Genomic DNA, 12,992 nt, shown 5'->3' on the forward strand with positions numbered 1-12,992 from the left:
TGCACAGCTCGCGGCGCACTCGGAGCCAGACGCAATTCGGAGTTGCTTAGGCCCGTCGAACTTGCGATGCTCGCGTTGAATTACACGATTATATCACGCTTCTCGTCATGATTTCCTTGCGTTTCAGTTTAGTGACCCCTGCTCCAATCGAGGGTGCGGTGTGAGCATGTCCGATACCGCATTCCGCTTTTTGCTGCAGCACGAGCGGCAGCCTTTCTTTCCTTCGCGCTGCTATATAACGGCTGATCCGAAAGTGGACGATCGCAGGCAATGGGGTCTGCAGCTTGATTTCCCGGTAGATGCCCCTTGGGTCTACCAATTGGACGATATGAAGGATTGGATGCTGCACGATCGCAAAGCGGTGCGGCGCATATTTTTCGATGTGAAGAATCCTCGCACGCCGTTCCGGGAACTAGAACGCGACGAGGTTTTTCGGGCGTACCTCCGCAAGATCCTGGAGCGGCTGCCGGCGGAATATATGCAGCGACGAAAATACGCCCTTATGCCGTCGATCGGAGACGACAAGACGCGGACTCGTTACATGGAAGCCGTCGAAGCGGCTATCCCCGGCATAACAATTTTGCCCGAGCCCGAAATGGTGTGCGAGTTCTTCCGTCTCGTGAAGCGAACGCTGAAGCTCGAAACGGGAGCGAACAACGTCCTTCTGGTGGTCGACGTAGGCGCGTCTACCGCCAACATGAGCGTGGTTCTCAGCCGGCGGGACGGCACAATCCTCGACGTTGATGCGAAAGGGGCCCAGCGCGACCTAAGAGTCCGCGCGCTGCGGGGCGATAGCGTTAGTCACGCCGGCCGCTGGGTCGACTCGCGCCTTGTCGACATACTCGGCGTAGCAGACTTTCTGTTGGAAAAGGATCGCGACCGTGTGTTGAGGACTATCGAGCAGGCCAAGGTTCAGTCGAGCCAGACGGGGACGCCGGTTCAGGTCGAACTTCCGTCGAGCGGAGAGCCCCTCGTCATCGACCGGAATACGCTCGTTTCGGTGTCGGACGAAATCTGGACTGAGTTGAAGCCTCTCTTCGATCGTCTCTGCGAACGCTTGTACGTCAACCAGACCTCTACGGAAGACGCCAAGCGAAAAAGCGAGGCCCGTCTGCGCGAGCGGCGCGTGAACTCTGCCGGAGACGCTTATCGTCTGGTCGACACGATCTTGCTGGCGGGGGGAACGAGCCTGCTTCCAGGATTTCAGGAAGCTATGATGGCCACCCTGTTCCCGGATGGCCATCGGCCCGCGGTGCTCCGCGTCGGAAGCTCCTTTGCGATCGCGGCGGCCGCCGGAGGACTGGCGCACATACTGCACAACTACGATCCGCCGCGGCTCCGCGAGCCTGACGGAAAGGGTGGGAGCGTATTCAAGGCTCCGTTGGAATCCACTCTTCCGTATCCCTTACTACTCGGCATCAAACAACCTGCGGAGCGCGAACGACAGGTCACGGTGCTCGATCCCAACGAGCCCTTCATCGATGACGGGGGTCAGCGGACGATCCCGGATACTCCTCCTCTTGCGGCGGGCTCGCAGCCGCGGATGAGACTGATCCCCGGCGGTGCGGCAGGCGTTTCGGCTCGCCAGGGACGGCAGTTTCGCGCGATGAACGTCCGCCAAGCGCCGGGCAAGATGTCGATCGAATGGGATCCCGCCAAGCAAAAGGCGTTCGTCCACTCTGAACAGGTCGACGGGACCGGCACGCTTTGGATCGACGCCAATACTCTACGTAAGCGGCAGGAGTCTGCGCTGGATCCGTTCGACGGGCCTCTGCAACCGGGAGCGCTCGCTGTGGACGCCGCAGAGGACGTCGTTCTGGATTTGGGCATGTCCAAAATCGTCGCATTGACTGCCGATCGCGGGTGGATTTCGGCAGAAGAGCTGGAACGCGTGGTACGCGAGGGGCTGGACGGTCGTCCCGACGTCGAACATCAAAGCGGGGCGCCGTCCGACGACGGACGGGGCGATTTGCCGGGCGCCGTCGACGCAGAGAAGGAAGCCGGTGTCGCGGCAGAGACCTCATCCTCCGAGCGGTTTGGTCCTCGGCAGGCCGGCGAGGCGCCGACTAGAGGCGCCGACTTTACCCGGCGTGCTGAATCTGAGACCGGATCCGAACTGCGTTCGGATTCCGCCGATGTCGCGGCCGTAGGCAGCGGCGGCCGCGAGGCCCTGGGCGAACAGACATCGCAAAGATCGGCAAGCGAAAAGGGTACTGCCGAACCCAGCGATGCCATGCCTTTCGACTGGGACGTTCGTATTCCCGACTCGCAGTTCTCCCATGCCCTGGAAACGATGAGAGATGAGATCAAAACGGCCGCGCCTCACCTGCAGTTCGACGACATCGTCGTCGCTCTACTTGCGCTCGCGGTCCGCCCGATCGTGCTGCTCGCCGGCCCACCGGGATGCGGCAAGTCGACGCTCGTCCGTACGATTGCGCGGATCCTCGGAAAGGAGACCGGACGCACCTTCCATGAGATCGCAGTGCAGGCACATTGGGAAGACGACGGCGTGCTCTTCGACGAAAGCGGTAAGCTGTGTCATCTACTCGGCGAGAACGCGCACTCGCATCTGATACTCTTCGACGAGTTCAATCTCACACGCCCGGAATACTACCTGTCGCGACTATTCAACGCGCTTGACGGCGGAGGTGGCTCCATCGCTGCCGGAACGAAGATCGCTTCGTGTCGAATCTTCGGAACGATGAACATCGACGACTCATCGCGTCCACCGTCGCCGAAGGTGATAGACAGGTGCTTTCTTCTGGAATTGACGCAGGTTCCATGGGATGTCGAGAAGCCGACGGGGCTAGAAAATCTTGATTCAATAGCCCCGTTGCCTGGGCTTCCGATGGTATCAGTCGACGGCGCGAACGCCGACGAGAGAATCGACGCCGTTCTGCGTGCGCTGCATGTTGCCGTCGCCGAGCACGACCTTCGCCACGATTTTCTACCATCTCGACGCGTGCTTGCTGACATCAAGTCGCTTCTTGGCTTGCACCACAGGTTGGACCTTCAGGGCAAGGATCTGTTGAACCGGGACGATCTAGTGGATCGTGTTCTCGCCAGCCGGATCTTAGTGAAACTATCAGGCGCGTTCGATCAGCTGCAGCCGGCGCTCGATGCTTTAGACAAGGCTCTCGACGGCGCTGAAGAGCTTCCGCGGACGCGTCGACGCCTGAAGTTGGCGCGACAACAGGCGCGGCTCGGGTTCGTCTCGCCGTGGCAGTAGGAAAGACCGAGATCGGCGCCGTACGCGTCGCCGGCACGAACGGCGTAGGCGTCGAGTACGGCTGGCGGCCGAACACGTGGTACATTGTTCGGGACGATTGTCCGTACCTCGATGTCCTGGTCAGAGGTGGTCCCGCCCAGGCGGCGAGAGGCGAGGCGAAGCTGAAGATCTTGTCGGAGCCTGCTCCCGACGGCGCCATGTGGCAGCGATGGGATTTAGAAGCGGATCTGGCGTGGCGTCGCCGCTTCGGCGAAGTCAGTCTCTCGCTGAAGGCCCCGAAGCACTGCACGCTACGCTGCTACGTATTGCCAGCGTTGCTCCTTAGCTATCGCGATGTCATCGCCATGGTCGAAGATATCGAGGCGGAGTTCAAGGTGGCCGCTGCGTGGGATGTCATAACCGAACGACCCGAACGCTCGTGGAGCCGTCGCGACGAATACGGTCGGTCCATATCGCCATCCGAGCTCGTCGGTCTGGTCGACGAGGAGTTGCGATCAGCGCTCTCGATTCGTCGGGACCCGTTTATCGAATTAGGACCTCAATCAAGGCGCGGGCTCCCGCTCGCTGAGAATGCGATCGTCTCACACTGGGCGATGCGCAGGCGAGGGCAATTGAAAGATGCCGGTGACATCGTCAGGAGCGAGATCGAGTCGTTGGGATCGAAGGCCGCCCGAAAAAATCCCGAGCAACGACAGATAAGAATAGAAAATGATTTAAGGCGGCTTTCCTCGCTCGAAGATAGATTGGTTGATCTGAGCGGCACTGTGACCTACCTTCGAGATGACGCGGAACTTACGACGGTCGTATATCCCAGTCCGTTGTTCCAGCGCGATCACCGACTTCGCCGCCTCCTCCGCGCATTCGCGCCTCGGGTTTCGGAATCGCTCTCCGAAGTCGAGTCTTCGAGATCGCACTATCCACCGGTCTACCTGAATAGTCTTTGGGAGCTTTGGGGAGCGGTGTGGCTGGCGAAGCAGCTTCGGCTGATGGGATTCGAGGGCACTTGTTCTACCGACGCTACCGATGCAGTGAGATCTTGTTCGTGGCGTTTGCAGCGGGATGATATCGTTGCCGAACTCGACTACGAGCCAGTACCCGTCTTCGTCGACTACGAACGGCTACCGCCCGCCCACGATCGGGACCTGCCCGCGCTCGAATGGGCGGCTCGCAACCAGGTACTTGATCCGGATCGTCCCTTTTTGGGAACCGAATCAAAGTGCTCGCCGGATTACATGCTCAGGATTACGACGCCGCTCAGAAGGTCGCTGATGGTGGGAGACGCGTGCCTGGCCAGTCCGAAACATCACGGGAAGGGTGCAGACAAGGGTGACTCCAAGCCGCACACGGTCGAGAGGTATAGGCGCACGTTGGGATGGTCCGTCGAAGGCCAAGTCGTCAGGTGCCATTCCATGGGCGGCTTTGTCTTGTTTCCGACGCGGGCATCGGAGTGGACCGATTTCGAGCGAATGCCAGGAGCAAGTGATATCACTCTCCTTTGTCCGAGCCCGCACGACGACGACGATGCAAGTCGGCGGTTTACAAAGCTTTTAGCCATGGTGGCTCCTGAGGCCACCGTTCCCGAGACGGAGAATATGCCGCCCTCGTCTGACTGAAGAGCCGTCACTGCGAGCCGTCGATAGCGGGCTTGTTAGCGAACGTTACAAGTGCGCATTGTTGACATGTTGCGGGACTACTTCAGCGTTTTAGAGCTACTCCTCCAAGGCTTTGAAGACGGCATCGGGCACGTCGCGATAGAATTCGATATTTATCTTCGTCCACATATCGTCCGCGAGCTCATTTAGCTGTCGCCGCGCAGATACGGGCATCAAAAGTGTCTGCGCTCTTTTCTCAATTGCCAACTCGGCGATCTGAGCGGCATTCCGAACGAGCTCGATTGAGCCTCCCAGAGTTGTTGAACCAACAACGATAGTGCCCCCCCGGCTATTGCGCCCAAGTAGTGAACCACATAGTGCCACCACAACCGGCACGCCCAATCCAGCGCCGGCCTTATCTGAATCTATTGCGCGGAGTTGCACAGTAAATTCTTGCTCACGGGGATCGCGGTCGCCCACCAAACTTCGAGCTTGTCCAAAGAGAACTTGCTCGCCAACTTTCACGCTTTCACGAAACGTCGGAGAGGGAGGTTGGTTAAGGATGCGTATTCCGGAGCCAGGCTGGTGCGAGATCTCAATGCGATACACGCCCGGGCCGGTATCCGCCGATCCCGAGGCGACTGCCCACACTTGACCGGGCGGCAGCGGATCACTTTCGATTGCCTCTTCTGACTGTAGCTCCGGCGTCGCGACAAATGTTTCTACGCCGTCAATGCCGAGAGTGTAACTAAAATGCGTGTTGCGGAACTCGCTCTTGAATACTCGCCGCTGCTGTTCCTTCACGCGCCGCCGCGACTCCAACGCTAAGCGCACGATCCACTCTAGATCTGCATCTGAAATTGGTTCCGTGGGATTCGGAAACATAAGCTTCGCTATGCCACTGACTGTCTTTCTAACCGCCTCGATATCGCGACCAGAGAGAGCTCCACCAAAGTGAATACGGCCATCCAGAACGCCAGCACGTGAGTTCTTTCGCAGGCGCGTGAAGCACTCCGATAGGAAATCGGACACCAGTCCAAAATGGTCTGTCAGATGCCGCCGAGGGTCAAGCTTTGGAAACTCCCAGCCCGGCACGTACGCATGTAGTCGATCCATAAAAGCTGTGTCATCCCGCATATCCGGCGGAAGCGGCGCAAGCAGGTGACCGACGCGCTGCGCTTGATCGAGATCCATATCGAGGTTGCCGACGAGCACAATCCCGCCCTCGGCCCTTATGGAGTCCTTGCCGCGCGAAAACTCGCCTGATGCCATATATCCCTTCATGATGTTGACGCCGTCCTTCGAATCGAAAGAGACCCCGGCTATCTCATCAAAGCAAACGACGTCGTATTGACAAACAAGGCCACGCTGTCCACTCGCCATATTGACAAACATTCGAGCTACAGTCGCTTTGCCGCCTGAAATCAAATGAGCATACGGCGAAACTTGTTGAAACAGGTGGCTCTTGCCCGTTCCACGCGGACCCAGCTCGACAAGATTATAGTTGCGCTCGACAAAAGGAACTATGCGGAGGAGAGCAACCCGCTTCGCGCGGTCGTCAAATTCGGCGGGCTCAAATCCGACGGAACGCAGTAGAAAATCAATCCAATCGTTCGGCGACTCAAACTTCGCGCGCCCTTCAAAGAAGGTGTCGAGCACATCGGCGCGAGACATCTGGATAGGGCGCAGGGATTCGATACCAAACGGACGCCCGTTCTTCTCCTGCGCGATAATGCTATCATATGCGAGGGTCACCTCTGCATAAAATCCGTCAATCAGGATGCGCTCATTCTCTTCAACGATAGTATCTGGAATGCGCACGTCGCGAAGTGCGAGACTTGGAAGTTCTGCAACATAACAGGCATTCTTGGCATCGAGCCGCGCGCGTATAGTATCGATGATGCGGACAGATCCCTTACGATAGGCTTCGTTCTTAAAAACTTCTTCCTGGCCGGTGCGTACGCAGCGATCTCTCAATTGTTTTTCTACAATCTCAAGCCCTTCCTTGATCTCGGCTTCGTCAGTCGACGCGCAATAGCGACCTAGCAAAAACTCCACGACGTAGGCGGGCACCGGGTAGGCTTTGGCGTAGCGACGGACCAAGTCTTTTCGGACGACAAAGCCCTCGAAGGCTCTTGCGCCCAAGTGATCTAGCCGATCAAGTGTTAAGGTCATGAACGATCTCCAACGCGTGTGGCACGAGCATCGATGATGCTGCCGTGACGATCAACAAGAACCACGAGAACGGGATCACCCTCTTCCACCTCGTCGGATATGGTCAGCCGTGCGCGAGCCCCTTCCGTCGTAGAGCCGACATCGACGCGAGACGCCGGATCGCGCTCCTTGCGGCGAACCTCTATGGTGACATCTGACAACTCGACGGTAAGCTCGACGGTCAAACGCAAACGACGCCAGATAATCGCGCTAATGCGCACACCCTTGGAGGGGGACGATTCTCCGCCGTCCCCCACGGTAATGTCAGGGATGACGCATTCCTGCGGTGACAAGCCGCCGTGTGTATAGACCTCCCCAGCACGAAAGGCCTCGGCGCCCGGCGGCATTGCAATTCGAACTGATCTGTCCCAATGCCAGGGTAAGAACGCGAGCTCGGCAGCCGCAGCGTCTTGAAGAATAGCAGCACGGCTTCCTTTGGCGATAACCGCCGAAGGCGGTAAACGGACCACTTCAAGGCCCCCTGGAATGAGCAGCCAGCCATGATCCGTGACAATCCGCACTCGCGGCCAACCGGCCGCCCGTAAAGCCAAAACGTACTCGGCTATGCGAGTAACCTCTAATGCCAGTTGGCCCGCCAAGCGCAGCCCCATGCCATGACCGTCATGGTCAATGTTGCCGCACTCAGCGTATCCAATCGACGTTGGCTTCTCCGGAGGCATGATAGCTTCGCGCTCAAGGACCTGAACACTCCGGGCAAGCATGGCTTTGCGCAGAACGTCCGCTGTCGCCGGCTTTCCTGACGAGATCTCCAACGGCAGGAACGCATCGAGCTTACCGCGGCCGGCTATGCTGTCTCCGACCGGGGTTACGATCGCCTTTGCACTAGCCGTCACACTGGGGATAGGCGAGAGACGCCAGCCAAGTGAAGCTTCGATACCGGAATTGTTCAATCGTTCGGCGACCGAGTGGCCGACATCCATGCGTAGTCCGTCAACAAAAAGGACAAGCGTCCCCGGCTCAAAGGAAAGCGGGCTCGGTCGCGCTGCCTCGCCGGCGGCTTCAAATGTCGTACGGAAGCGTCTTGCAAGTGCGTCCACCCATGGGCGGTAAAGAGCGCCAGCGGCGCGTGCTACCGCGTCCTCCCGGGTTCCCGCCGCGGCAATTGTTTCGATAAGCGCAGCGTCGACCCGCCAACCTTCTTCAGCGTAGGAGCTGGCGAGCGTAGTGAGGTCGTTGCCAGAGAGGTACGCATCGACCGCCGCTGCAAGGCGCGCGAGCGGATCGAGTGCTGAGGCGAGCGGTGCTTCGCCCAATCTTGCCCACAACGTGTCGCGGCGGCCCCTGTGACGTTCTTCAAGGGACACCACCTTTGCTGCCGCCGCTCGGCCCGAAAGATCCGCGATTGTGCTAAGGTCTTGCGCCAATATCCTTTCGGCGAGCGCGTTATCGTGCGGGTTGGTGAAGGGATCGCCTTCGCCAAACAAATCAGTCTGCTTACTACCGGTTGCCTCGCGCAAACGCTCGCAGGCTTGCCGAAACTGATGTGGCGAGTCCGCTAGGCGATTCCAAACCCGACCCCACGGCCCTTTTCGGCGGATCAGGCGATCGATCGCTTGCTGCAATGCCCCCTTCTCGTCGAGATCGACATCATAGTCGCGCTTGACCAAATCGCGCAACGCGGCCCACGTGCCCGCCTCTTTTGTTAGCTTGGTAGCGTCAGGATTTGCTATCCAAGAGAGAAGGTCTCGCACGTCGTCGGGCACTCGGAGTCGATCGAACTCATCTGCCCCTATGCGACGCCCACGCCAACCATCCAGTTCAAGATCCAACAAGGCGGCAAGTGCCCTCTGCGCGGCCTCATCGGTGCGCGCGTCGACCGATATGTCGAGGCCCAGGCCTTGGTCGGTATCGCGGAGGAAGGTCGCCACAGTCCAGTCACGTGCCTGCCTGCGCTGGCGAAAGACATCGCCGCGGTACTGCATCTCGACCAGTAGCTGGACGCCGCGCGGCAAGGTAAGCGGCTCACGCAAATTGCGCCATGACACTCCAGGCAAAAGAATGACAGGGAGACTACCCTTTGGGACGGGTCCCTTCAAACCCGGCGCGTCCGGCGCGTCGATCAGGCAGCGAAGCCAAATGGACGGACCCATGCCTTCCTCAGGCGCGTAGTCCCCATGAGCGTAAAGCGCGATGCGTTGTGAAGCGAGCCGACGGCGCATATCAGAGAACGCCGCCAACCACTGCCGTTCCGGATCAGGCCACAGCAACGCCGCCGGCCATTCCTTCCCACTCTCAAACGTCTGAGCAGCGTCGACAAACGCGCGAGCAAGGCCGTTTAGGAGCGTTCCATCGCTCATGATTTCTTGCTCTGTTTATCGCGAGCGCGCTGTTTGAATCCGCGACTATAATGGAAATCGTTGTAGCGGCGGCCCTTGAATTCTACGCCGGCGAAGTCGACTTTCGACACGTCAGCGTCCTCGGCCCAGAACCAAGGAAATTCCATTTTCTCTCTGCGAGGTTCGGAACCGCGGTCAGCGCCTGCGTGCTTCTTAACGCGTGGAGTGACACGTAGGATACAAGCGCCTTGACCGCGATTCTTTTTCGGTCGCGCGTTTAGGAATGGCCGAATGTTGATTCGGATACCGTCATCTATATCTGGCTCCCAGCCGATCGCTTGGCGATGAAGCGGTTTCCATCGCACGAAAGTATCGTAGGGCGGCACGCCTTCTATAATCCCGGTCAGTTCGCCACGAAGGTGCTCCGCAGCCATCAACCGCTCTTCGGCGCCCACTTCGCCCGATGCCAACGCGCGACGCTGTAAGGCAATCCATTCGCCAAGATAACTGTCGCGCAGCTTTTCGAGCAGGCGGCGTCCAGCTCCGTTCCCCTCAGACAGCTTATGATAGTTGACGAGCGCGGAAAAGCCTCCGCGAACGCCGTCCCATACATGCCAGATGAAAGGAATCTGGTGGAACAGCTCGCAATGCCCCTCGAAGAATTCGTCAGCAAGCCAGGTCGTAAGATCGTTAGCTCTTGCTCCTTCGGCCCCGAGCAGTTCGCGGATCGTGCCTTCGTTGTAATCTGAACCCCAGGCGGCGCGGATCAGTTCGCGCAGTCGGGCCGCAGCGTCGGTCTCGCCAGCTAGGGCAGGTAATGAGACAACTCCATCGCTGTCGATGAGCCCAGATCTATCTACCTCATCCGGCTCTGTAACGGGCGGGCAGTCCATAAAGGAGGATCCGGTTTGACGAGGCCAACGATAGCCAAGTAGTCGCGCGACGGCTACCTGCAAAGGATGCTCGGCCAAACCCGGCCGGACTCCAAGCGGCACAATAAGCCCCGGATCAATTGCTTTGTTTTCCGCGACATTCGGATCAGCGCTTCCACGCGGATGCCCATCGAACAGCCATTGCGTGGGATCATTCGAATACGGCTTTGGGAGACCTCTGGGGAACTTTTCGTTTGCTACCTTGCGCCAACGATCCTGTTCAAAGGAGATCTTTGCGAACGTTGCATTGGTTACGTTGAGCTTCTTCTCGATATTGCGAATCGCTTCAATAAACTCTTCGCTGGTGCAAAAACACCATAAAGCGGGTACGAGTGTTGGGTCTGTGGGCACCAAAGCCGCGACATTGGAATCGAATTTGTCGCCAAAATATCGGGCAACCGGGAGTGCCCGCATTTGACTAATGGCGATGCCGGGGCGCCCCCAAACGGAGCCACCTCGCTGGTCGGAATCATGGAGCCGCTCCCGTCGTATCTTCGCGTCTTCTCGAAGGTGGCCATTCCGTCCATCATAGTAGATTACTTGGTCCAAGCCTCCGCACAGTGCGGATGCGTCAACAGTTGTTTGCTGGAACGTCCAAAACTCATTGTTAGCAGCAAACTCCCAAAATTTTCTAATAAACCTTGGAGTATCACCGTTCAGAATCCCAGCAAGACAGCTGGCCTGTGTTGAAAGCGGCGGGTGTTCTCCGGGCGGCGCAAATGCAAACCGATGATCTGGTTGATCGAGAAAGTTTCGGACAGATCGCTGTAAAACACTGGCCTGTCGACAATTCCGCTCTTTCTGTATCGGCCACTTCCCTGCTGATGCATCCAAGCAGCTGGTCGAGGAACTTGAGCGGTCGCCAATGATCTGCAAGTTTGTCTTCGCAGCCCACCAATTCATGACCTCAAACGCAGCCGGACCTAAATCGACCAGCAGAATTATCTTATCTCTTTCCAAAAGGTGAAGCCGGAGAGCTTTGTACGAACCTAGAAACCACCAGTTTTGCGGGGTAACCGTCGCCGTGACCCCGCCTTTAGCGCAGAATCTCAGCAATCTCTCTATGAAGCATGTGGCAAGGTCGGATCGAGAGAGCCTATAATTCTGATCGACAAACTCTCCAATTGTCGCGCTCATTTTTGCGCGGCCAAGATAGGGCACATTCGTTGAGACGAGCGTGTAGGTGCCCCGCAATATCTGCGTTGCTTGCGCCAATCCCGCCGCGACTACAGCCAGCTCCCTAACTTCAGGAACGCCTTCGCCGGCTTTCAAGAGGTCGTCCAAAAATCCTTCGATATCTTCGTAGCCTGATGCAAAAAGATCGCTACTGGCCTGACGAGGATCAATCAAGCTACCGAGAAAGGGCGCCTTCTCAAACAGATCGTACAGTCGCGCGAGACCTTCACGCTCGCGTTTGATAGCGGCGCTTTCCATGGGTAACGCGCCATCTCCCAACAAATCAGTGGGAGGTTTCCAGCCTCGCTTTGAGGCAATTTTTTCAGCAAGTTTCAAAAACTCCGGCTTACCAAGCCCAATCGCAAGACCCGAACAAGCCAGATTGAGTCTCGGAAGAGGTTCCGGTCCACCCAGGCGCTTCCAGCAGGCAAGTGCGAGAGCAAACGCTGCAATTTGTGTGCAGCGCAGATCAATCTCGAGGCCAAAGAGGTTGTCAGCCACCACTGCTTTGACGGCCTCGCGCTCGTCGAGGCCCTCCTCTGCACGGCGAAACGCGACAAGGATCGATAGCGCGAATACCAGGAAATGACCCGACCCCATACACGGATCGAGCACAGTGATACCCTTCGCCGCAATAGGCCACTCTACAAAGTTGCCTGCAGCCGGCCGCCAAGGGCCAGTAGCAGTTTCTTCCGTCTCGCCTTCCTGCAGCTCGCGTACGAAGCGTAAGTACCTCCAGCGATAGCCGTCAGGACTTGTCTTATCCCGCAATTCGTCTTCCGAGTCTGCTTCAATCGCGAGAACTGGATCGGCGGCAAGCACTTTGCTTGCCCACCAGGCACCTAGCGTGTTCTCTAAGAGGAAAAGAACCATATAGTCATCGGTGAACAGCTGCGTCACCGGCGAAATCTCGTCCGCTCCAATCTTAGATCCCCGTTTCTCAGCAAGATCTACCTCTGCCTTCCGATCTACCTGCCAGAACTGATAAACCCAGCCAAGTGAATCATCGGATCCGAACACGGCGCGCGGTAGCCCGTTTACAATCTCGGCGAGGCCTCCCTTCGTCTCAGGCGGTAGCGAAAGAGCGAGCACGGGGTCGTCCTTGCGAAAGATCTGCGGCAGCATTGGCTCCGCCCAATCGGCGGCTAACTCTGTGAGGTCCCGCCCTTCCTCCTTCGCGACGAGTTCAAGTTCACCAAGCGACACCGGCACCTTGTGCTCAGGATCAATGAGAAGATCATTCTCAGCAAGAAATCGTGCAAACAACGCGCGATGCCAATGTTCGTAGGCAATTTCACGCACCAAACGGGTTGCTTTGATTGAACCATCTGGCTGCATGACATCGCCGAGGGATCGCGCATGCGCCCGGAGCCGATTGCGCAGCTCTGCTTGCGCTGGCGAAAGTCCATCCGGTCTCTTTGCCTCCTCAAGCCCAATTTCAGTTAGCGCCTTGCGGGCACCGTCTTCGGCGACACGGCGAGCGCCGGCCTGGCCGATAATTGCGGTCCGCAGTATAGATCTAACGCTGCGTTCGAGGGCTATGGCCACCGAT

5 protein-coding genes are annotated in these 12,992 nt (G+C 58.1%); 2 read left to right on the forward strand and 3 right to left on the reverse strand.

Annotated features, from left to right (window positions below; translation table 11 throughout):
- The first annotated feature begins 166 nt into the window (after positions 1-166).
- Together ABIB91_RS25715 and ABIB91_RS25720 are read left to right on the forward strand one after the other, a co-directional pair.
- Positions 167-3,229 (forward strand): AAA family ATPase, encoded by a 3,063-nt coding sequence (locus tag ABIB91_RS25715; protein WP_354168396.1) that lies wholly within the window; start codon positions 167-169, stop codon positions 3,227-3,229.
- Positions 3,220-4,842: a hypothetical protein gene (locus ABIB91_RS25720; RefSeq protein WP_354168398.1), complete on the forward strand. Its 1,623-nt coding sequence runs from the start codon at positions 3,220-3,222 to the stop codon at positions 4,840-4,842. Before ABIB91_RS25715 ends, ABIB91_RS25720 begins: the two co-directional genes overlap by 10 nt.
- Positions 4,843-4,938: 96 nt before the next feature.
- Here the strand turns inward: ABIB91_RS25720 and brxL are convergent, their stop codons facing one another.
- From brxL to ABIB91_RS25735, 3 genes are read right to left on the reverse strand one after another with little or no spacing between them, the layout of a single operon-like run.
- Positions 4,939-6,996, reverse strand: coding sequence for a BREX system Lon protease-like protein BrxL (gene brxL, locus ABIB91_RS25725; protein WP_354168400.1), 2,058 nt, complete (start codon positions 6,994-6,996; stop codon positions 4,939-4,941).
- The gene (pglZ, locus tag ABIB91_RS25730; RefSeq protein ID WP_354168402.1) at positions 6,993-9,353 is read right to left on the reverse strand and encodes a BREX-1 system phosphatase PglZ type B; all 2,361 of its coding nucleotides are present in this window, start codon (positions 9,351-9,353) and stop codon (positions 6,993-6,995) included. Before pglZ ends, brxL begins: the two co-directional genes overlap by 4 nt.
- Complete coding sequence (locus tag ABIB91_RS25735; RefSeq protein WP_354168404.1) at positions 9,350-12,988, reverse strand: Eco57I restriction-modification methylase domain-containing protein; 3,639 nt, start codon at positions 12,986-12,988, stop codon at positions 9,350-9,352. Before ABIB91_RS25735 ends, pglZ begins: the two co-directional genes overlap by 4 nt.
- Positions 12,989-12,992 lie beyond the last annotated feature (4 nt).

Source organism: Bradyrhizobium sp. JR4.3, from assembly GCF_040547695.1.
Lineage (GTDB): Bacteria > Pseudomonadota > Alphaproteobacteria > Rhizobiales > Xanthobacteraceae > Bradyrhizobium > Bradyrhizobium canariense.